Raw genomic sequence first — 22,681 nt, forward strand, 5'->3', positions numbered from 1 at the left:
CCTTTTTCTGGTCTGTATGAATGTTAACTGTTACCTATGTGTCCGGTCATTTGTGTTACCGATGTGTCCGGGTCGGACCCCCTTGATCCCTCTCCCCCACGCTGCGCGCGGTGGAGAGGGGAGATTGTTGGTTGTTTAAATAAAATAAGAGGCGATTAATTACTATTAATTAAAATTGATTTGTTCCACAGCCTCGTCAAAAAGCGGAACAGTAAAATTGTGGTATAACCTGTCTTTGCTCATTTAATCGAAACTCAATTCTTTGTATCACTAAGTACAGTGCAAATTGCAATACAAATGAGATGCATCACTGGGTATTTTGTTCTGTGATTAAAATTGTCATCCCAATATTCCTCTTCCTAACGAGGCTGTGGAACAAATCAATTTTAATTAATAGTAATTAATCGCCTCTTATTTTATTCCCCTCTCCACCGCGCGCAGCGTGGGGGAGAGGGATCAAGGGTGAGGGGGTTAAATTAATCGCGTAAGCGACTCCATACGGTCGCCGCTCGGTTGAACTTGTTTATTCACATAAAAGTACGTTATTGTAATTTTTTTGCTGGATGGACTATGGCATACTGTTTCTATGATTAAATCTTGCGTTTTGCATGAAATAATTAAATAAGGACATTAATATTAACTCAAATTTATCGAATTTATTATGAGTGATACTTATTCAACTTTGACACTGAAGTATTTAGGTATCAATACCTTTAAAGATCCCATAATTTATATGAGGGAAGATTGCCATATCTGTAAATCAGAAGGATTTACTGCTCAGTCACGGGTCAGGGTAACCTTAAAGGATCGTTCCATTATTGCCACCGTGAATACTGTTGAAACTAAATTATTGCGACATAATGAAGCCAGTCTTTCTCGTTATGCCTGGGATTTATTGTCTGCTCAAGCCGGTGATGAAGTGACGGTTACTCATCCTAAGCCGCTGGATTCATTGAGTTACATTCGTTCTAAAATTTATGGTCATGAATTGAAAGCCAATGAAACCAGACAAATCATTGAAGATCTAATCTCCGGACAATTATCCGACATCAATATCGCCATGTTTATAGCGGCCAGCTCTAATGATCACATGTCCAAAAGGGAAGTGATTGATTTAACTAAAGCAATGATAGATACCGGACAAAAAATAACCTGGCCTTCATCTATTATTGTTGATAAACATTGTGTGGGTGGACTTCCGGGAAATCGAACGACGCCCATAGTTGTTTCAATTGTCGCAGCATACGGTTTGATGATTCCTAAAACCTCATCAAGAGCCATCACATCTCCAGCTGGAACAGCGGATACTATGGAAGTGTTTACCTGCGTCGATCTGGATTTAACTGCAATGCACAAGGTTGTGGAGAAGGAAAACGGATGTCTTGTCTGGGGTGGTTCCATGGCATTGAGTCCAGCAGATGATTTATTAATCAGAATTGAAAGAACGGTTAATATCGACAGTGAAGGACAAATGGTTGCTTCAATTTTGTCAAAAAAAATTGCGGCTGGCTCCACTCATATTGTGATAGATATGCCTATCGGTACGACAGCTAAAGTACGATCTATAGAGCGCGCAAGGCGCCTCAAAAACTTTCTTGAAACAGTAGCTCATGAATTCGGTTTGCACATAAAAATTGTATTTTCTGATGGTGCGCAACCCGTTGGCAGAGGCATAGGTCCGGCATTGGAAGCCGTTGATGTACTCTCTGTTCTTAATCGGGATGCTGATGCACCGCAGAGCTTAAGAGAGCATTCTTTGTTACTTGCTGGACAAGTCATTGAGTTCGCCCAAGGCGTTGAGCCCGGTCAGGGTTTAAGCATTGCAACCGAACTGCTTGACTGTGGTAAAGCTATGGCTAAATTTCAAGCGATTTGTGAAGCACAGGGCGGCTTCAGAAGTATTCCAAAAGCTCCATTTTCTCAAACCATAGAGTCCACAGTGTCCGGAACTATAGTCAATATTGATAATCGTCATATCGCTCGTGTTGCGAAATTGGCCGGAGCGCCTGAAGCAAAAGCCGCAGGTGTTGAATTATTTGTACCTTTGCATAGTGTGGTCGCAAAATCCCAGCCATTATTTAAAGTTCATGCCGAAACCAAAGGACAGCTGAATTACGCCCTGGATTTTTTGAGACAGGAACATGATATATTTCAAATTGAGGTCAGCGGATGAACAATAAACCAATTATTTTTCCTTTATTTAACTACGATGAGCTCGCTCTTGGAATTCAAAAAAACGGTCATTATGAATTAGGCAGCATCAACCAACATCAATTTCCAGATGGGGAAACAGTTTTTAAAATCGAAACAGAGGTCACAAATCGTCCTGTAGTTTTCATCGCCAGTTTAGATACACCAAATCCTAAAATAGTTCCATTACTCTTTGCTGCAGAAACTGCAAGGGCTCTAGGCGCATCGCAAGTAATTCTTATCGCGCCTTATCTCGCTTATATGCGTCAGGATAAGGTATTTGAACAGGGCCAGGGAATTACCTCACAATATTTTGCCAAACTCATCTCGCATTACTTTGATGGCTTGATTACGTTAGACCCTCATTTGCATCGCTGGCATTCCTTAAATGATGTTTATGAGATACCTACTGAGGTTCTTCATGCGACCAAGCCAATCGCGCACTGGATAAGAACTAACATAAAGCAGCCATTACTTATTGGCCCTGATGAAGAAAGCATGCAATGGGTCAATCATATCGCGGATGAAGCTCAGGCACCTTTTGTTATTTTAGAAAAAAACAGAAAGGGGGATCGATCTGTTGACGTGTCAATCCCCAATCTGGAACTTTATTCCGGTAAAACACCCATATTAATTGATGACATTATCTCTACTGGCATGACCATGATAGAGGCAGTAAAACAGTTACATTCGCTCAATTTACCTCCTCCAGTGTGTATTGGTGTGCATGCGATTTTTGCTGGAGAGGCATATCAACAGATATTGGCTGCAGGAGTCGACAAAATAATTACCTGCAATACAGTTCGACATCCTTCCAATGCAATAGACATCAGCAATGAAATAATACAGTCTTTAAAAAACATACCGTGGTTGGATCAGGTTATTGGATAATCCAAATGTAAATTGACTCATTGCATCATGAATTAATTATTCTGATGTATGGGGAGCAAATGCATACCCTTTAGTTGATGTTTAAATTGTTCAGCCACCACTGAAGGGTTTTATGTCATTTGAAATGATACTTTCGTTTAGTTGCTCCACTTGTTTGATGCTGTCTGTTTTACTAAAGAATGTATAATGGCCTGTCACTTGTTTATTAATTAATATTGCCGCAGCATAACCGATTCCAAGAAGAAGTATGCCTACAGTGACATTGGCCAGGATGTATTTCCACTCTTCCCTATGATGAATCAATGTATTTTTTGATGCATTAATGTGACGACCTGCCTTGATTTTAAAATCGTTCAAAGCAAGCTGTTCATTTTGTTCTTCACTTTCGGCATATCCTTTTATTTCTGCTCGTATCTGGGAAGCAAGATGTAAAGCGGCATCAGCTGCCTTGGTTTCATTTCTTTTTGCCAGTTTGGCCGCTTTCATTTCAATATTCTTGACCTGAAGGAGCACGGGAGCCATTCGTTCCAGGCGGGCAAAATGAATTGGCTTATTATGCTCTAAAGCAGTTTTGTACTTTTCTTGTGCTTTGGAGTTTAATTGAATCAGCTCGTCTATAGGATTTGTTTGTGTTTTGCGCTTTTTCAGGTCTTCTTTAAGTAGTGCAATTTCCTTTTTTAACTGCTGTTGAATGAATTCTTCCTGTTCCTTGTTCCTTATCGATTCAGTTGAAGGGAGATCGTCTTCTACCAGAGGTTTATCTACAGGAGGTGTAACAGTTCTTTGTTGATGCAGTTCTGAAATAGAACGGTTTTTTTCAGTTAGTTGAAGGTGCAGTTGTTCCATTTGGATTTTTAGGGATCGTAGTTCTTCTGTCAATTTCAGAGCAGAGTCTTCCGCTGAATTTTTGCTTTCCCTCAGCTGAGTGATTTCAGATTTGAGGGTTGTATTGATTTCTTCCAATTGTTTCAATTGCTCATTCGCTTGTTTTAATAACAATTGATTGGTCTTTAACTGGCTGCCAAGCTCTTCAATTTTATGTAATTGTTCATTGGATAAAAGAGAGTTTTGCTCTTTTGCGGTTGCTAATTCGTTTTGCAGTCGACTTAATTCAAGATTTAATGTGTCCAGTTCTTCTTTGATTAGCATCGTTGATTGTTCTGCGTGTATTTTACCCTGTTGTTCCTTTTTAATCTCGGCTTGAAGTTCAGTATTTACTTTTTGAAGAGCGTGTAACCGTTCATCTAATTGGGTAATACGCAATTCTTTTTCACTTATCTTTTGGGTGAGCGAACTCATTTCATTGGAGTGCTCGCTTAATACGGATTGTTCTTTTTTTGCAGCAACGTCTAACTGGCGTTGAAGCAATTCTATTTCCGGTTTTAAAAGTGCTATTTCCTCTTTAATGGAGTGAGATTCTGACTGTTGCTGTTCCAGTTGTTCCACTTTCTTTAATAGTGCTTGAGTTAGTTCTGTTTGTTGCTGCAAGGCGGTATTCAGAGTTCTCGCTTCATCTGTTTTATCTTTTACTTCCTTATTTAGCACAGCGGTCTGTTGTTCCAATGCACTGATGTGTTTCATAGAATGTGTATGTTCAATTTCAAATAATTGCCTCCATTCACGGGCTTTTGCAATCTTTTCCATCGGTTGATCTAGTCTTGGATTAAAAACTCCGCTATCAAAAGCCTGATTCATTCGATGCCACAACGGATCATTTTTTATGATGCGCACGATTAATTGGCTAGGAACATTATGATTCATCTCTTCGAGGTAGATAGTAGCCAGTTGTTCGCCAGTCATTTGATTTAACTCGATGTCCTCTATGGGATAAAAAAAGCTACTTTCGGAATGTGGTTCTTTGTGCGGAGGTACTCGTGGATTATCGATTAAATGACGAACCTCAGCTTCGGCTTTCAGGAACGCAGTAAGATTCGTTTTAAAACGCTCAATATTTTGGCTGACTTCTTCTTCCATACCAAACTTTTGGACTTGGTTGATTATATTAAGGAGCATTACTATTTCTTGCCCAAGACCTAACACTGTTTGTATCTTCACCCATTCAGACTCGGTATGATCTTTTGAATAATTTTGGATGGCGTTCTCAAACGCAGCAAATCTCGGTGTATTAAGCGTACGAAGATCCATTGAAAATAATCGGCGTAATATGGTGCTTTCTTTATATTGAGGAACAAACGCATGACCGTGGATTGATTCACCGTGACCCATATCATAGGGTTGGAACATATTGTAATTATTGGAGAGGGTGTGTGCCCATTGGTTAGTCGATTCACAGACATTAGCGAGATCTGAAACATAACTATTAAATACGTTCGCCAGATTTGAGAGGTTCAAGCCTGCGATATCAATCGTGACATGGGGACGTATTGAACTGCTCCAGTGTTTTATTATATCAGGGAACGAAGTAAATTCATCAAATGTAAGGGGCTGAGGTGGTAAATGAATAACGCTGGCATACAAATTTTCCGGTATTTCTTGTACGACAATATCTTTTAATTCAGTGATTTTAGTCATACGTTGTTCTAGTAATTTGGCCATTTCTGTCGCAAAAGTATCAACATGAGCCTCTGATCCCAATTGTACCTCTTTGAACGACGGCATAGTCATATAGTGTGCTAATTTATCTTTCGTTGTTTGATCAATGAAATCGGACGGGATTTTTTTCAATGCACTGACCACTATATCCAGCAGAATATCTTCCGGCACTTTAGGGAGTAATTCCTTAGCTTTTTCAGCCATTGCAGGAAACAGTCCATTGATTTTCTTGAAATTGAGGAAGTAGTCTTTTGTAAACCGTTTATAATTGAACACGCCTCGATTTTCATAGGCGTACAGAATATCCGTATTATTTTCCTTATGAGCAAAGTTACGAAACGCGTCACCCCAGTCAATTCGGCCGAATTGTTTGCTGGTGGCTTTTTCATTTCCTTTGAGCGCGACAATGTTTCCGCTATGAACGCTGTGGGCTCCAAGTAACAAGGAAAACATCAGTGCTATCGATAGACCAAAGGACTCACCTAACTTGGTAACGGAGGTATAGTAATTAGGTCCGGATAGTGCTTCTTTTATTGGATCTCTATCACTCCCATCACTGTAGCTCGTTCCAATAATTTTATGTAATTCGTCAAATGCGACTAAGGGTTGGATCAAGCCGTATGAGCCATCCTCAAATTGAATGACATCGGCACAAATTAATGAGGGAAAATAAACCTCACTTATTAATTTGCGATTTTTAAATTCATTGAGCAATAAGCCGGCAAACAATTCGGTAAACAATTCACTCTTATCAGCAGGTTTTTTGATGAAAAATTGCTCGTGATCGCTGTTTTCATAAAAGCCATCAACGTCACTTTTATTTTTTCCACCGGACTTTTCTTTATAGCGAGTTAATTCTTTACCTTGATACAATGTCGGCATGGGCAATGTGTTCCAAATATTTAATAGGACGATTATAGCAACAAAGTGTTAAGAAATTATTAAGTTTGGTTTGTCTTTGTGTTTTCCATACCGCTTTTTTAGTAGAAATTAAATGATTAAATTTCAATAAAATACAGATTTAAATCAACCGCAATGTTCTGAATTAATTTCTACCAAGACATCAATGGAATACCTTTTTGGGCAGTTTTTTAGCTTCTTCTATCCAGTGAATTACTTGAGGAAGTCCGGGTATGTGTCGAACGAGATGGCTGACCTCATTTTTCTCTTTTAACACGGTATAAAGGTGTTCTGGATTGCGATGAGCCAGCTCGGGGATGGAGTCTACTCCAGCTTTCTCCAGTAATTCGGCGAATTCTTCACTGATTCCGTTTACACGCGCCAAATCTGCCTGATTAGTCCATTTCAGAATTAATTTATGACTGATTCCTGTTTGTTCTGCTAACTTTAACCTTCCTCTTCGACTGCTGCACGTTTGTAATAGCTCTTCCTGATCTTCAATTCCAGCCTGTTTCAGCATTGCCGCAAATTTGGGACCAATGCCTTCAATTTGAGTTAACTTATACATGTCATCTCCGATGTGTATCGCATGGATATTGTTTAATTATAGTGTATTTTTGGTTATTTTTTATTCATTTGTCATCATTGAACCATGAAGTGCTTAACAATAGAAGTGGATATTTTATGTTTAAATAATTGATTATCAAATATCAAGTGATTACAATTAAATCAATAAGATCTGCTTTCGTTTGTAAGGATGTACCGTGCGTCTCTTTTTGGCAATATTTTTACCCTTTACGGTATTTTTTACTATTGGACGACCTATTCAGGGTATTATCTGTCTGCTATTACAACTCACGCTTATTGGATGGGTGCCTGCTGCTCTTTGGGCTGTTTACTCACTTTCTCAATACAATACGGATAAAAAAATTCGTAATTTCCAGCAAAAATAAAAGGTTTTATAATAAGGGGTGTAACGTTCCTGTTAACTGCCAGAAAAACAACTGAATGATAATGTACATCAGTATCATATAATAAAAATAAATATAGGATGAACATCATGATGAATTTCAAGAGCGCTGCAGGCAGAATGTGTGGACTTGTACTGGGCGTGCTGGTCTGTACTGCCAGCCTGGCCTGGCATGGGGGCGCCGTACGTGTTGGTTTTGGGGGTGGGAATGTCCATTATCATGGCGAAGACATAACCGTATATAACCCAGGTGGTTATCCCTATCCAGGTGGTTACCCCTATTATGATCGAGGGTATAACTATGGTATTGGCCCGTCGATTATTATTCCGAATGTTGTTATCAATGTTCCTGTACAACGATATTACGTGCCAGTCTGTGAGGAAGTTGAAGTATGTGATTCTTATGGAGAATGTTGGCTGGATCAATACTGTAATTAGGTCTATAGTTTTAAATCATCATGAGTTTAAAGACGGGTTAGAGGCTGTTGAGAATAATGTGTGGCATGCTCGCATCAATGACCCGCCACGATTAGGTTATAGAGTACTTATCAAAAGCTCTTAATGCAGTTTATTTAACTTTATTTTTTCAGTGTAAGGACAGATTATGTCAACAACAATTGGTTATGCCGCGCTTGAACGTGGCGCTCCCTTACAACCCTTCAGTTTTGAGCGTCGTGAGCCGGATGCTAATGATGTAGCTATTGATATTTTATTTTGTGGTATTTGTCATTCAGACATCCATCAGGTGGATAATGATTGGGGATTTTCTCAATATCCTATGGTGCCCGGGCATGAAATTATCGGGCGAGTCACAGCCGTTGGATCTGATGTCACTCGATTTGCTGTTGGTGATCTGGTTGGGGTTGGATGTATGGTTGATTCCTGTCGTCATTGTCCTAATTGTGAAAACCATGAAGAACAATATTGTCTGGCAGGGAACACGCAGACTTATAACACTAAGGACGCACATTCTGGCGGTGTGACCTATGGTGGTTATTCCAAAAAGATCGTAGTAACCCAGGATTTCGTATTACGAATCAATAAATCAATGGATCCGGCAGCTGCAGCACCGTTGTTGTGTGCAGGCATTACTACCTATACTCCATTGAAAAAAGCTCAGGTAGGAAAAGGAAGTAAAATAGGAATCGTAGGATTAGGCGGCTTAGGACACATGGCTGTTAAATTGGCTCATGCCATGGGTGCATACGTCACCGTCTTCACCACTTCTCCAGATAAAGTTAATGCAGCAAAACAATTAGGCGCTTCAGACGTTGTATTATCGACTGATGAACAAGCCATGCATGCCCTGACTAATCAATATGATTTTATTCTTGATACCGTATCAGCCAAACATGATATGAATCGTTATCTGAACATTCTTAAGATTGGTGGACAATTCGCTCAGGTGGGATTGCCAGCTGAGCCAATGGAACTTCCTTTATTGCCCATGATTTTTAAGCGCTTGAGTGTAAGCGGTTCCTTGATCGGTGGAATAAAAGATACGCAGGAAATGTTAGATTTTTGTGCCGAGCATCACATTACCGCGGATATTGAGCTGATTCGGATGGATGAAATCAATACGGCATTTAAACGATTGGAACAGGGCGATGTTAAATATCGTTTTGTTATTGATATGTCCACATTAACTTAATTCAGAGTCCCTATCAAGGAACGGCCATGGTTCCATCTTGAACGAAAAGCGTCCCAAAAAATGCACACAGAGCCGCCTATGCTCCGCTTTTTTGAAAGTTTTTTCGTTCAACCTGGACTCAAACCTGACCGCTCGACCAAGATTCACCATCCCCACGTGACTTCTTACAATTCAGGTATCAGTTTAAGAGCGATCCAGTCTTCATAAGTTAATGCAAATCGGATATGGTCACACCAGATGTCATTTATTTTGAGATATCTGGGGGAATAGCCTTCTTCTTGAAAACCATTTTTGGTAGCGAGATAGATTGATGCTTTATTTGTTGGCTGGATGTTTGCCTCTATCCGATGAAGGTTTAATTGAGTGAATACACGATGCAGAATTAATTTTAATGCCTTGCTCATCAATCCCTGTCCAGCAAAATCGATTGAAGCAAAATATCCCATGTAAGCACTTTGAAATACTCCATGCACCATGTCATTTATATTAAATACACCAATGATTTGGTGGTCATTATTTAGTGCTAAATAACTTTTATTGTTTGCCTGTTGGTATTTAAGATAATAATCTTGAAATTCCTGTGAAGTACTCGGCGCTTTTAAGTAGGGATGATGCAATGGTTGACTGCGTACCATAGTAGCCACGAAGTGTTCTTCATCGTTAAGGGTTGGTTCGCGAATCAGGATACTTGAAGACAGTTCTTTCAGATTTATAGCCATAAGAAAACAAGTGCTTAACATTTGGTAAAATACTATCACAGCAGGAGTTTGTTCTGCAAAGAACGCGAATTGTTCCTCCCAGGAAAGGTGACAGGCATTTGAGTCTATGTTACTTGATTCGTAACCTCAGTGCATTAACGATGACCGAGACAGAACTAAGCGACATGGCTGCAGCTGCTATCATCGGGTTAAGCAACAGACCGGTAAATGGATAGAAAATACCTGCGGCAATCGGGATGCCCAAGGCATTGTAGATAAAGGCAAAAAATAAATTCTGACGAATATTGTTCAAAGTGGCTTTTGACAAATCCAATGCGGTAATGATACCACTCAAATCGCCACGTAACAGGGTAATACCAGCACTTTCAATGGCAACGTCACTGCCTGTTCCCATAGCAATGCCAATATCCGCCTGAGTTAATGCAATTGCGTCGTTAATCCCGTCACCGACCATAGCCACCTTTGCCCCTTGGGATTGTAAATTAATAATGACTTGTTTTTTATCTTCAGGGAGGACTTCAGCAATACAATTCGTGATACCCAATTGTGTTGCAACTGCTTCAGCAGTTTTTATCGTATCACCGGTCAGCATCACCACTTTTATTCCTTTTTTTTCCAGGATTTCCAGGGTAGAACGGCTCATGGTTTTTATGGGATCCTCAACGATTAAGAGCCCTGCCAATTTTCTGTCTATAGCCATGTAGAGAACAGTCGCTCCTTTCTTTTGCTGATTGTTGGCCTCTTCCGTTAGCTCTGAACTACTTATGGCTAATTCTTTTAGAAAACGTGCATTCCCCAACGCTACATGTCGTGAATCAATTATGGCGCTTACTCCCAGGCCTATGCTGGCTTTAAATTCTTTGACTGCGGTGATTGAAATTGTTCTGTCTTTAGCTGCTGTCATGATGGCTTTAGCCAAAGGATGTTCACTGTTGCTTTCAATGCTTGCGGCCAGAGCCAATAGTTCTTCTTCGCTATAACCCGTTGAGGTTATTATTCTCGTTAATGCAGGATGACCCTCTGTCAACGTCCCGGTTTTATCCAGAACCAGAGTATCTATTTGTTCCATCATTTCAAGAGCTTCTGCATTTTTAATAAGTACACCATGTCGTGCTCCCAGGCCAATGCCAACCGTAATGGAAACCGGAGTAGCCAGACCAAGGGCGCAGGGACAGGCAATAATCAGTACAGAAACAGCGGCAACGAATCCGTAGGTAAATGCAGGGACAGGTCCAATCAGCAACCAGAAGACAAATGAGATTATAGCGATAAGGATTACCATTGGAACGAACCAGCTCGACACAGTATCTGCAAGGCGTTGAATCGGGGCTCGGCTTCGTTGTGCTTCACTGACTGAACGAACGATGCGAGCTAACAGGGTATCATGACCTATATGTTGAGCCTGCATTACAAAACTGCCGGTTTGGTTGATGGTAGCTCCAATTACCTGATTTCCTGGTACTTTGTTTACAGGCATGGGTTCTCCAGTAATCATTGATTCATCAACATAACTTTGTCCACTGATGATCCTGCCATCAACCGGGATTTTTTCACCCGGTTTGACACGCAGGAGATCATTCAGCTGCACTTTATCCAAGGAGATTTCTTCCTCAACGCCTTCTGCCGAGAGGCGATGAGCGAGAGTGGGGTTTAAATTTAATAACGCTCTGATAGCGCCACCAGTCTGTTCACGCGCTTTAAGCTCCAACACTTGACCGAGTAATACCAATGTTGTGATTACAGCGGCTGCTTCAAAGTAAAGTCCCGGTAATCCCGAAGCTTCAAGCAATTGCGGTGGAAATAAAAAGGGAAACAAAAGACCAAATAGACTATATCCCCATGCAACACCAGTACCTATCGCAATCAAAGTGAACATATTCAGGTGATGGGTTTTGAGCGATAGTCCGGCTCTTTGAAAAAAGGGCCATCCACAACCAATGACCACCAGTGTGGTCAAAACAGCCTGAATCCACCCCGATAATTTAAATGAGATTAATGAAGAAAAATAATGTGATCCCATGGCCAGAATAAATACTGGCAATGTTGCAATAAATGCGAGAATGAATCGTCTTTGCATTTCCTTATACTCAGGATTTTCAGTGTGCTCCAAGGAGACCGTTTCTGGTTCCAGAGCCATGCCGCAAATTGGGCAACTTCCTGGATTTGTCTGGCGTATTTCGGGATGCATGGGACAGGTATAGATAAGTCCTGCTAGCTGCTCTCCCGCTGATATGGGATGTGATTTTTCTTTGGACTTTTTGTGGTGACAGCAGGTGTGGTTATCTGATTCAGGATGTTTCTGTTCATATTCATGCTGGCTCATGATGGATCATCTCGTAATGATTGATAACTGCAGGAGTCTCACTGTACTAGGGGTTGTTGACCTTTCCGATTTTGACGTCCTGCGACTTGTTCGCGGGACGTTGGAAATAAATAGATGAATTGTCAACACATCCTAGTTTATTTTAGTTCAGTATTTATTTATTCGTTCGATTTGGGAATTATTTTAATTTGTACTATCGAAGAATCCTGAACTTTTTCAACCAAGGCGTCGAATTCATTAAACTGAATCATTTCGCCTTCTTTGGGCAATTTGCCATGCCGTGTAATGATAAGACCATATAAGGTATTCAGCTCTTCTTCTTCAGAAGACAGGGTGATATCACAATCCAGGGCCCTCTCCAGAGAATACAGCGAGCAATCTCCTTTGGTGCTTATAGAACCGTCTGAATTTTTTATCCAATCATCATGTGTTTTATGAAATTCGTCTTTAATACGGCCAATCATGACATGCAACAGATTATCCAAAGTTACAAATCCGAGTAAGGTGTTTTTATTCTTATAAACCAGGGCAAAATGCGGCATACCCGCTCGAAATTTACGGAGTAAATCCATAGCAGGCAGTTTATGTGACACTTTTAAAATAGGTCGAATATAAGGTGTCACATTGTTTATTTCTTTTTGCATTAATAAATCAGCAAATAAGTCTTTTACATGGATGACTCCAATCATTTCTTTTTTAGCAGTGTCATATACAGGGTAGCGGCTGAATCTGTTTTTCAGAATTTTTTGGGCTATGATCTCAAATGGCTCATCATGATTTAGAACCATCATCTCATCCGCGGGTCGCATAACTTCTGTTACATTGAGTTCCGCTAAATCTAGGGTATGTTCGAGAATTTCACGCTCGTCTTTATCCAATTCCCCATGAAGGTGACTACCGCTCAAGATTAATTTGAGCTCATCACTGGAGTAGATTCCTTCATGATGGCTTGAGCTGTTCAGTCCCAGAAGCGAAAGAAAGAAATTGGAACAGCTGTTTAACGCCCAGATTGCTGGATACATTATCCAGTAAAATGCATATAACGGAATTGCAGTCCAGATTGAAATAATCACTGATTGTCTGATGGCAAGTGATTTTGGCATTAATTCACCAACCACAATATGAAGAAACGATATAATGGTAAAGGCAACCAGAAATGCAATGAAGGTAATGATCTTTGGTGACGTGACTCCAGCAAATTGGAATACAGGCTCTAATAATTGAGCGAACGCGGGTTCTCCAATCCAACCTAGTCCTAATGACGCAAGAGTAATCCCTAATTGACAGGCAGATAAATAGGCGTCTAATTGATTATGAACTTGTTCTAAAATACGTCCTCGCAGCCCATAGCGATCTTTTATTGCTTGTATTTTAGTGGCTCTTATTTTTACCATTCCAAATTCTGCTGCTACAAAGAAGGCATTAAGCAGAACAAGCAGGAACGCTAAAAAAATTAACATCAAATTATGCATTGATGATGTCCATAATGGGTCTATATCCTTTAACGATTCATTTGATTTTTATTCCATGATATCAGAAACTGAAACAATGTAGGAATTATTGTATTCCTGCTGCTATGAGTCAGATTTCATAAAGCTCCACAAGCCAATCAAAGATCATCCGTTCAAATTGAGCACTGGCATCTACTGCCTGGACCTTGGGAGTTCTCCTAAGTCCTTTTACCCTTTGTAGGTGTACCAGAAACATCAAACTTTGGATTTCAGCTGGAATTTTTCATTAAAATAATAGAAACACAATATTATTCCAAAATAGATAAAAACAGGTTTAATAATAAAGTTGATGATGAGGATAAAACGTAAAAACAAATCGTTAGAGAGCCACAGGTAATGACACAGAGAAAAAAGAGTAAATTGCTGCTTCACAGAACTAAAATAGAATAAGATGGTTATTTTTTTGATCAAACAGATACCCAATAGCATGCTTCCTATGGCAATTACATGCCGTATTGAATAAATACCCGATAATAGTTTATTTATTTTACTCATATTATGGGTTAACCCCAATCTAACTGATGCCAATAAAGAGTGACCTATTTCATTCCTCAGTGTTGACGATACACCTTAATTGATTATAACTTTAAAATTGATCAAGCACTAAATAGTGTTGTTTGTACGTCTTGATGTAATGGAGTTTTTCAGGTAATTGGAGTTTTAATTTCCAATACTCCATTCTCGTTACATTACAGGAAAGGAGCCTAAAGGTTTCGATTCTTCCGATCGTGTCTCAAGTCCAATCTTTAGGGCAGTTAAACATTCCCAGGCTTGTTTAATACCAGGTAAAGCCCCTTTGTTCTTGGCTAATGGTGAATTGATCAATGCAATTAAAATGGTTTTCATGCTCATAAGATCGGCATTTAAATCAGAATCGTTATTGATTTTTATCTGGAAAAAGTAGAGTAGTTCAGGATCAATTTGAGATCGGTTTTTGAACTCTTCGGCTTCAGATTGATTTTTTACGCCATATTGAATCGAGAGGTCACCGGCAAGATAAAATGGAGGTAACTCTTCGCCAATTTCTTTATAAATTGCAGGATTATAATGATTGTATTGGTTAAGAGCCTGTTTTGCTCTGAATTGAGAAACAGGGTAGATCATGTTCGCCCAAGGATCACATATCAGAGCTTCATCGCCCCAGGTGGAGATGTCAGTCGGATCGGAGTCAGATGTTCTACCAAGAACAAGTAATGCATGACGACCGACAGTGGTATAGCACATATCAACTGGAGCTATTCCGTTATCAATCAGGTGGATAAAGACAGCTTGAGCTAATTCGCCGCAATGTCCATAACCGTATTTTTTTAATGCGAGTAAATAAATTCTGGTAAATACGTGATGTGAGGGGGGAATTCCATACAACGCGTTTTGCAACGCAATTAATGGGACTGCTGCACGTATCGCATTCCCTCTTTGGAAATCAACGTGATTCTGATCGGATACATGATTTGAACCGCAGGTTAACAAGGCACGAATGGTTCTAATGGCTGAAAGGGCTTCTGTTTCATAGAGTTTTGATGATTCGGTGAAGAATGATGGCATAGTGTTGATCGATGCAGCATAGGTCAATAATCTCCCAATTGTACAGTATTGGATCATTTGGTGCAAATAAGGAAACTATCGTGTAAAACTCCGACCTTAGACATGAGATTCTGCAGATCAAGTGTCTACAGGCTGAATGGAGAGCACAGTGATTAAAAATTATGAATCAATGGGAACAATAGCGTGACTGAGTAAACCTGATTCTATTAAATGCCGAACCAATTGAATTTTATTTTTGCTGCCAAAACGATTTTTAAGTCGATTAAAATAGACTTCCACTGTTCTGGGTGAGAGGTTAAGCAAAACCGCTATTTCTATGGATGTTTTGCCTTCAAGTAAATATAAAGCACATTGCAGTTCACGTCGTGATAATTCTAAAATGGGTTTTTCCCTGTTTGATTCTATCTGAATGCTGTTCAGGTAATCGTTAATAGCGATTGGGGTTAGTGAACTGGAAAAATCTACCTTAATGATGTGTGATCCGGTAGTGTCCTTAATTTTATAAGGCAATTTATATGCCCGATTCAGCCCGTCGCTAAGAAGCATGGAATGTTTGAAGTAGGCAATAAATTGTTCTAATAAATCAATATGTCTGAAATAAAATTCATTCATGTACTCTTTATGTGATTTTGCAGCAAAATGATAATAATTCTGTTCAGTCGGGGAACGTTCTATAATGGTAAATATATAAAATAAGCCATATTCTATTCCTGATTGGTACAGTTCTTCTGCTTTTCCTTCTCTTTTGACCAGATGCCAGAGAACATAACGTTGCGGTATGTCAAACTTCGCGGTATGCAGATCGGATTGATGGAACCCTTGTTCAAAATAAAAGCGAAAATACTCCGGATTACTTGCGTTGGCTGTCATTTCATTGTTCGAATTAATCATAACGTGACTGAAATAATCGATGCCTAATTTAAATAAAGGTTGGCAAATAGTTCTCATGTCTTCAGCAAAGAGCAGGGTAGGGTGATTTTTTAAGAACGAGTTGAGATCCATTAGAATAAAGGTTGTTGGGTTGAAAATTGATTAAAAATTGAATCAGTGATAATATTTTGTCCATTTTTAAGGGGGATTCTATATTGCCCTCGAAAGGGAGTCAAATAGTATGTCAGTTCCTGGTGGTTTATTGCGAGGCATCATTAATTCGTTTAAAAATGCCCGATCGTTGAGTACCAGTTCCGTAAGTGCGGGTAATATCTGGGAATACAGCCGTCTTAGAAATTCAACAAATTATTTAAACAATATAGCACTCCCCAATAATAAAGAGGTGGAATTAACAAGAACACCAACTTGGATCATCCGATTTAATAATCTTCTATTTCGATCACCATTAAAAGAATTGGTCTTTGCTTATCATCCTGAAGGCTATTTATCCTCGTTAGTGTATCCAAGACCACTTGTTTCAAGACAGGTATATTCTCATTTTAAAGGGAAAGGTCCTCATTTTATTTTTTTTGACAGAAGTGTTGATGCCAGTCCACGATTGGGAGTTACCAAAGATTTACATCATGCAGAGGAGCTGGCGCAAGCAAGACGTTTTATAGAAACGATTGACAGCCTGGCTCCATTTAGTTCTGCTGAGCGGTCCCTTTTTGAATTAATGCTCCATCCAACTCCAGAAAATCTGCAAAAAATAAATGAAATAGAGAGTGATAAAGCCAAAGACCGACCTTATTTTGGATCTTCGAATGCCTTGGCTTTCGGCGGTGCTATTCAGCAATATGATGAACGTTATGATCGGATTGTTCCTGTTGATATTCCAGAAATACATCGAGCAATTCTGGACGTTAACGAAGAGGAAGTGCGTCAGTTATTAGAGCACGATCCACATCTGGCGAATTTTAAAGATCCAAAAGGGATGGCGGCGCATGAACTAGCGGCTCATCTTGGTGTTTTAAGTATTGAAAAACTCTGTTATGAGGCGCGGCAACATGAAGGCGTGATGACGGGCAAGATGGATTTTAATCAACAGAAAAAATACGAGTTTATTTTAAAAGTTGCAGAGCGTGATGGAATTTTACAATTACCGTGGATAGAACAGGTAAGACAAATCAGTTATTCCATGATTATTTGTATCCCCAGGAAGGTTCTGGTTGATCCCATGGCTCACTATCTAGCCTTGCGTGTACAATATCTTACTGAAGTAGAACATGCCTTGAAACATCCTCGTTCATTAATACATCAGAGCTGCATTGATGGTAATTTATTTGTGGTTCAGAGTGAATTGCAGAAGAATCCCGAACTTCTGGAACGTAAAGATCCGTTCGGATTTAGTCCCTTATTGTTAGCCATGGCTAATGGTCATGCTGCCATAACAGAGTATTTAATAGGCCAAGGCGCTTCTTTGAACAACTACTCCCATGATTATGGGAATGGTTCGTTATACTTCAGACCTATTGATAACGCTAAAACTCCTGAAATAATGGAAATGCTTCTTTATCGAGGTGTTTCACTGGATGAGGTGAATAGTCGTTTGGCCGATGCTGTCCGAATGAATGATTTTGCCATGGTGCGCATTATATTGTTTTATTTGAAAACGTTACCAGAGAATAAAGTAGGGCTTACACCTTTTGATTTGGCTGTCACATGGGCCAAGCCAAACGATTTGAGAATATTGGAGTTCTTCTTAAAATATTGGACCTGGCATGTTCCTGATGGGCCTTATGATAAAGAACGATTTCCAGAAGTGCCTACTGATCCGGTGGTCACTCCTGAAATGGAAGACCTGTTTGCAGCCCATAACAAGCGTTTGGATGCCAGAGCGCAGCGTAAACGAGTTGGGCAAACAGTTATCGCGAAACCGACTTTCTCATTTGATAATGCTGTGATTGAAACTCCGATTGTCCTGGAAGGGCAAAAGTATCGTTCAATCATAAAGCCGGCTCATTTATTAACTCAGGATGAATTGGCTGAGTTGATAAATAAACCAGATATTTTCAAATTTTTAGGTGGAGAAAAAGCCAGAAATCAGGCTGATTATTTCAACGCCATGTTATTGCCGCAACAGACGGATGCGGATCGTCAGTTCTATGTGGATATATGGAAGTCTGAAGACAATTCAATAACGAATTTTTTTGCTTTTGATGTGGAACGCATTACCCATCCCAAATACGGTGATTTAATTTTATTTCATGGAAAGTTAGCTTGCAACTTTAGTCCAATTGGTATTGCTGATCTGAATTTTCATAGAATTTCACTAAGTCTGGCTGAGAATAATCCTGAAGCACAGGTTTTTGTATTTTTCAGAGCCATACCTCCAGGTTATGGAATGAGCTATGTTCCTCCAGGTATGACGTTCTATCCTAAAAATCATTTATCTGAAGATCTGGTAACCAGTATTTTTGCAACTAAGGGGATTAAAATCCAGCAACGTGTCGTAGGTACTGATGTCAATGCGAAAACATTGCCTCCTTTTTTTCAGCTTCCTCAAGAATATCATCGCTATCTGACTGGTGGTGCCTCCGATAAAGCAGTACCGGTATGCTATCGTCTAGGCAGTGATAACGTTCATTTGGTCTATGCCAAACTGGCAAGTTATGGCTTTAGTGATAATAATCATTTTGCTCAGTGTTGGGACGAGTTGGAATCACTGGAATTGGCAGTGCATCCACAGCGCCGCGTTAATTGATTCAATTATAATCTGCCAGGTATCATGATTAAAATCTGGATTAGATGATCTTAAAACAATACCAAAAAGGAATAGACGACAACAAAATACCTAGTTTCAGAAGTGCTAAACAGGAATTAAAGCGTAAAAGAGGTTTAAGCTGGAAATTTTTTTTCTTGTTGAGTAACTCTTCAAAGCAAAGAAAATAATTGGATTGGTAGGGAAATACCCAAGCTTCAGTAGCCATCAGGATAATAAAGGCAACAAGCCAGCTGTTAATCCCCGCTTTTTGAGTTACTGGCACGATCACGGTAAACAACAAGGCCGGAGCAGTCATTGTTCCCAGTATTAAACCGCACAACCAGCTTATCAGATAAATACTGACGATGATTAGAACGATGTTGCCATCAGCAAAATCCGTGATCCAGCCCAATCGATTGCCGAGCCATAAATCAATACCGATATTTTGAATGTAACGCATTATCCCAATGATCGCTCCGAGGTAGAATAAAAAGGACCAGTTAATCCCTGTCTTAAACTCATGAATTTCTACAGCACCGGTAAGGAAAAGAACGAAAAAAACAGCAATACAGATCAAGAGGCCAGGAATGTGATGCCAGGATGTTAAAAAGAGTCCGATAAGCAGGGTGGTTATTCCTATAATTGCCGCCCATTCTTCGATAGTGATTTTACCTAAAGAGATTAATTCTTTTTTGAGTCTGAATTTATTGATATTTACGGAGTGATTCATTCTAAAAAATCGGGATTGAACAATAAAATATAATCCAGTTAATAATGCTCCGGGAAAAGAAGCAGCAAACAACCAATCGAACCAACTAAATTGCCCCATCTGATGTTGGGAAAGCATGGCATAGAGTATTGAGTTACTTGATTTTCCAGTAAGAAAAATAGTTGATAATAAAATACATCCATTAAAACCGGCACAAGCTAATGCATTTGCTGTAGTACTCCGCGGATTAATTTTGCTGCTGGTTACCAGATCATCCAGTAAGGGCGCCATAAGAGTCACTCGAGCGCTTTGAACACTGATAACAGGGGTCATTAGTGCTCCAATGCCAAAAAGTGCTTTTTGTAACAGGGATTGATTGGGTGGCAAGCGGTACAACAAAAATAAGGAAAATCTATAAAATAGTTGAGATTTGATTAACACACAGCTTATAGCGAATAAACTTAAAGTTAGAAAAAAACTATCAGACATAAAGCCAGAAAGAATAATATGTTGCGGGTTAAAATTAAAAAATAATGTTGTTAAAATAATAAAAACAGCTGGAATACTTTCAGGAACAAGACGAAAAACCCACATCCCCAACGCTGCAGAAAAAATGACTATAAAATGTGCCAAGGTGGCATTTAACAGGGTATTTTGAACAATTATCTGCATGACAAGAGTGCAGATGAACGTGGTAAACCATCCAAAAATGGTGCGAAACACTACCTTGTCATTGACGTGTGACAACAATTGCATTCGTTGAATTTGTTTAGAATACATCCTGATGTTCCATAAATAAACCATTGAAGAGAGCGGCGATTATTCTCTAAAGGGACTTATCTGTCATGTCAGTAAAATTACCTATTTTGCAATGGTGATATGAATTCATAGGGCTTTTCATATTATTAAAGCAAGAGATCAGGACTTGGGAAAAACTTCAAGCTCGAGGCAAAAGAAGTATTTGTAACTTCTCAATAACTCCGGAACGTTCGTCATCTTGACGCGCAGTGAAGGAGCTCCAAAAGTAGGCACCATGCCGGTTTCAGGAGATCGCTCACTGCGCTCTGGATGTTGTTTATCGAAATGAATGTGATGTATCTTTGATAGTTAAATTTAGCTTAGGTCATCCATAGCTCGGAAACAATCAACAGTATGATCGTTAACCAGACCAACAGCCTGCATGTAGGCGTACATAATAGTTGAGCCTACAAAAGTCATTCCTCTTTTTTTGAGATCTTTGGATAAGGCATCAGATTCAGCCGTGTTGGCCTGGATATCCTGTAGACTTTTTGGGCGATTGATTTTAGGTGTGCCATTAACGAAGCGCCAGATATAAGCGTCAAAGGAACCAAACTCTTTTTGAATTGCTAAAAATACACGAGCATTTTTACGCGTTGAGTAGATCTTAAGACGGTTGCGGATAATTTGGGGATTGGTTAACTGAATCTCCAGTTCTTCATCAGTCATCTGAGCAACATGGTCCGGATTAAATTGTTTAAAAGCTTCTCGATACCCTTCACGTCTTTTTAATATAGTTTCCCAGTTCAGGCCAGCCTGAGCTCCTTCAAGAAGAATCATTTCAAAATGCTTTTGATCATCATCTACTGGAATACCCCATTCGGTATCATGATAGTGTGCATAATGTGGTTTGTTTAGTCCGACCCAGCCACAACGGTTTATTGGGGTTGTTTTGTTCATAGAGCCCTTATTTATCGAAAAAAAATCAAAGTGTACTTCTTGTGACTTCAATGCCTATAAAATTTAGACAATTATAATGTAACGATATGGTTTTAAAATAAAATCCTGTCATAATTATAATCAACAAATGGGATGAGGTCGATGATTCGTGGAACAATGGATACATAAAAGTTATTTAAGCTATTTCGTCCATCCAGACAAGATGGTCAATATTGTCTTTGCGTTATGTTTATTTGTTATTGGCTATTTTTTTTCAAAACGATTAGGCATATTAGCTGAACGAGCATTAATTAAACGGTTTTCCCGTCATCAGACCATGCTCATCAGAAGGGTTGTCTTTTATGCTGTTTTCACCATTTTTGCAGTGACGAGTTTACAGCATATTGGATTCAAGCTTAGTGTATTACTGGGGGCAGCAGGTGTTTTTACCGTTGCTATCAGTTTTGCCTCTCAAACAGCAGCCTCGAATTTAATCAGTGGCATATTTTTATTATTTGAACATCCTTTTAAAGTGGGGGATACCGTTGAGGTAAAGGGAATAACCGGGGTTGTGGATTCAATCGATTTACTTTCTACGAAACTGAAAACGTCGGACAATAAATTAGTCAGAATACCTAATGAAGCAATGATAAAATCCGAGATTACCAATCTGAGTTACTTTTCAACTCGACGACTTGATATTATCGTAGCGGTTGCTTATGACTGCGATATTAGTCTGGTCAAATCCATGTTAATGGATATAGCGCAACATTGTGAACAGGTATTAAAAGATCCGGAACCTGTTGTTAGTATTAATAACTTTGCCAATTCAGCTGTAGAACTCAAGTTTATGGTATGGGTCAGTACGACTGAATTATCAGTAACACGGAATGTTTTGCAGGAACGCATTAAACAGCAATTTGATCGCGCAGGAATCGAAACGCCTGTACCCCAATATATGGTACAGCGAGTATTATCCTAAGCTGGAAAGATCTCCAGATACGGTATTGTGCCAGTGTTTGGAGTTGCTTCCCTGCGTTCAGGATCTGAGGTATCCCCTCATAATTTATAATACCGAAAATGTATTTATCGAAATCCCAATAATCCTATAAATACCTGTCTTTGCGAGCAATGCGAAGCAATCCAGAACGGAGCCTTATTGGATTCCTGATCTGGATTGCTTCACTTCGTTCGCAAAGACAAACGTTTATATTGAGTGGTAGATAATTATCCTCACATAATTTATAACGCCGAAAAAGTATGTAATTAAATCTCAAGAATCCTATAAATACCCGTCTTTGCGAGCAACGCGAAGCAATCCAGAACGAAGCCTTATTGGATTCCTGATCTGGATTGCTTCACTTCGTTCGCAAAGACAAACGTTTATATTGAGTGGTAGATAATTATC

The 22,681-nt window shown here is 39.5% G+C and carries 17 protein-coding genes; 7 read left to right on the plus strand and 10 right to left on the minus strand.

The window, feature by feature from the left end; genetic code table 11:
- Nucleotides 1-661 precede the first annotated feature (661 nt).
- Together Lqua_RS14565 and Lqua_RS14570 are read left to right on the plus strand one after the other, a co-directional pair.
- The gene (locus tag Lqua_RS14565; protein WP_058475016.1) at nucleotides 662-2,173 is read left to right on the plus strand and encodes a thymidine phosphorylase family protein; all 1,512 of its coding nucleotides are present in this window, start codon (nucleotides 662-664) and stop codon (nucleotides 2,171-2,173) included.
- Nucleotides 2,170-3,081 (plus strand): ribose-phosphate pyrophosphokinase, encoded by a 912-nt coding sequence (locus Lqua_RS14570; RefSeq protein ID WP_058475017.1) that lies wholly within the window; start codon nucleotides 2,170-2,172, stop codon nucleotides 3,079-3,081. Before Lqua_RS14565 ends, Lqua_RS14570 begins: the two co-directional genes overlap by 4 nt.
- 90 nt (nucleotides 3,082-3,171) lie before the next feature.
- Here Lqua_RS14570 and Lqua_RS14575 read toward each other — a convergent pair whose 3' ends face one another.
- Nucleotides 3,172-6,516, minus strand: coding sequence for a LepB GTPase-activating domain-containing protein (locus Lqua_RS14575; protein WP_058475018.1), 3,345 nt, complete (start codon nucleotides 6,514-6,516; stop codon nucleotides 3,172-3,174).
- 181 nt (nucleotides 6,517-6,697) lie between these two features.
- Entirely contained in the window at nucleotides 6,698-7,102 is a 405-nt protein-coding gene (locus Lqua_RS14580; RefSeq protein ID WP_058475019.1) for a DUF4332 domain-containing protein, read from the minus strand.
- A gap of 196 nt (nucleotides 7,103-7,298) precedes the next feature.
- On the opposite strand from Lqua_RS14580, the gene Lqua_RS18025 reads away from it, so the two are divergent.
- From Lqua_RS18025 to Lqua_RS14595, 3 genes are all read left to right on the plus strand, one after another.
- Nucleotides 7,299-7,487 carry a YqaE/Pmp3 family membrane protein gene (locus Lqua_RS18025; protein WP_083501355.1) on the plus strand — a complete coding sequence of 63 codons (189 nt, stop codon included), beginning with the start codon at nucleotides 7,299-7,301 and terminating at the stop codon, nucleotides 7,485-7,487.
- A 107-nt stretch (nucleotides 7,488-7,594) separates the two neighbouring features.
- The gene (locus tag Lqua_RS14590; RefSeq protein WP_058475021.1) at nucleotides 7,595-7,942 is read left to right on the plus strand and encodes a hypothetical protein; all 348 of its coding nucleotides are present in this window, start codon (nucleotides 7,595-7,597) and stop codon (nucleotides 7,940-7,942) included.
- Nucleotides 7,943-8,108: 166 nt separating this feature from the next.
- Nucleotides 8,109-9,155, plus strand: a complete 1,047-nt coding sequence (locus tag Lqua_RS14595; protein ID WP_058475022.1) for an NAD(P)-dependent alcohol dehydrogenase — start codon at nucleotides 8,109-8,111, stop codon at nucleotides 9,153-9,155.
- A 164-nt stretch (nucleotides 9,156-9,319) separates the two neighbouring features.
- On the opposite strand, the gene Lqua_RS14600 is transcribed toward Lqua_RS14595, so the two are convergent.
- The 6 genes from Lqua_RS14600 to Lqua_RS14625 all read right to left on the minus strand — a co-directional run bounded on the left by Lqua_RS14600 (nucleotide 9,320) and on the right by Lqua_RS14625 (nucleotide 16,201).
- Nucleotides 9,320-9,874: a GNAT family N-acetyltransferase gene (locus Lqua_RS14600; RefSeq protein WP_058475023.1), complete on the minus strand. Its 555-nt coding sequence runs from the start codon at nucleotides 9,872-9,874 to the stop codon at nucleotides 9,320-9,322.
- Between the two features lie 109 nt (nucleotides 9,875-9,983).
- Nucleotides 9,984-12,197: a copper-transporting P-type ATPase gene (locus Lqua_RS14605; protein ID WP_058475024.1), complete on the minus strand. Its 2,214-nt coding sequence runs from the start codon at nucleotides 12,195-12,197 to the stop codon at nucleotides 9,984-9,986.
- A 158-nt stretch (nucleotides 12,198-12,355) separates the two neighbouring features.
- On the minus strand, nucleotides 12,356-13,669 hold the full coding sequence (locus Lqua_RS14610) for a hemolysin family protein (RefSeq protein ID WP_058475025.1): 1,314 nt from the start codon (nucleotides 13,667-13,669) through the stop codon (nucleotides 12,356-12,358).
- Between the two features lie 234 nt (nucleotides 13,670-13,903).
- Entirely contained in the window at nucleotides 13,904-14,203 is a 300-nt protein-coding gene (locus Lqua_RS14615) for a hypothetical protein (RefSeq protein WP_058475026.1), read from the minus strand.
- 189 nt (nucleotides 14,204-14,392) lie between these two features.
- Nucleotides 14,393-15,280 carry a hypothetical protein gene (locus tag Lqua_RS14620; RefSeq protein WP_162264409.1) on the minus strand — a complete coding sequence of 296 codons (888 nt, stop codon included), beginning with the start codon at nucleotides 15,278-15,280 and terminating at the stop codon, nucleotides 14,393-14,395.
- Nucleotides 15,281-15,412: 132 nt separating this feature from the next.
- The gene (locus Lqua_RS14625; protein WP_058475028.1) at nucleotides 15,413-16,201 is read right to left on the minus strand and encodes a helix-turn-helix transcriptional regulator; all 789 of its coding nucleotides are present in this window, start codon (nucleotides 16,199-16,201) and stop codon (nucleotides 15,413-15,415) included.
- A 163-nt stretch (nucleotides 16,202-16,364) separates the two neighbouring features.
- Between Lqua_RS14625 and Lqua_RS14630 the strand changes: the two genes are divergently transcribed.
- Complete coding sequence (locus tag Lqua_RS14630) at nucleotides 16,365-18,887, plus strand: ankyrin repeat domain-containing protein (protein ID WP_058475029.1); 2,523 nt, start codon at nucleotides 16,365-16,367, stop codon at nucleotides 18,885-18,887.
- 40 nt (nucleotides 18,888-18,927) lie between these two features.
- Here the strand turns inward: Lqua_RS14630 and Lqua_RS14635 are convergent, their stop codons facing one another.
- Both Lqua_RS14635 and Lqua_RS14640 read right to left on the minus strand, forming a co-directional pair.
- The gene (locus tag Lqua_RS14635; RefSeq protein WP_058475030.1) at nucleotides 18,928-20,376 is read right to left on the minus strand and encodes an SLC13 family permease; all 1,449 of its coding nucleotides are present in this window, start codon (nucleotides 20,374-20,376) and stop codon (nucleotides 18,928-18,930) included.
- Between the two features lie 333 nt (nucleotides 20,377-20,709).
- A complete protein-coding gene (locus tag Lqua_RS14640) occupies nucleotides 20,710-21,294 on the minus strand; it encodes a DNA-3-methyladenine glycosylase I (protein WP_058475031.1) in 585 nt (194 codons plus the stop codon).
- Nucleotides 21,295-21,442: 148 nt separating this feature from the next.
- Here Lqua_RS14640 and Lqua_RS14645 point away from each other — a divergent pair, with 148 nt between their 5' ends.
- Complete coding sequence (locus tag Lqua_RS14645) at nucleotides 21,443-22,255, plus strand: mechanosensitive ion channel family protein (RefSeq protein WP_058475032.1); 813 nt, start codon at nucleotides 21,443-21,445, stop codon at nucleotides 22,253-22,255.
- Nucleotides 22,256-22,681 lie beyond the last annotated feature (426 nt).

The sequence above is a fragment of the Legionella quateirensis genome, from assembly GCF_001467955.1.
Lineage (GTDB): Bacteria > Pseudomonadota > Gammaproteobacteria > Legionellales > Legionellaceae > Legionella > Legionella quateirensis.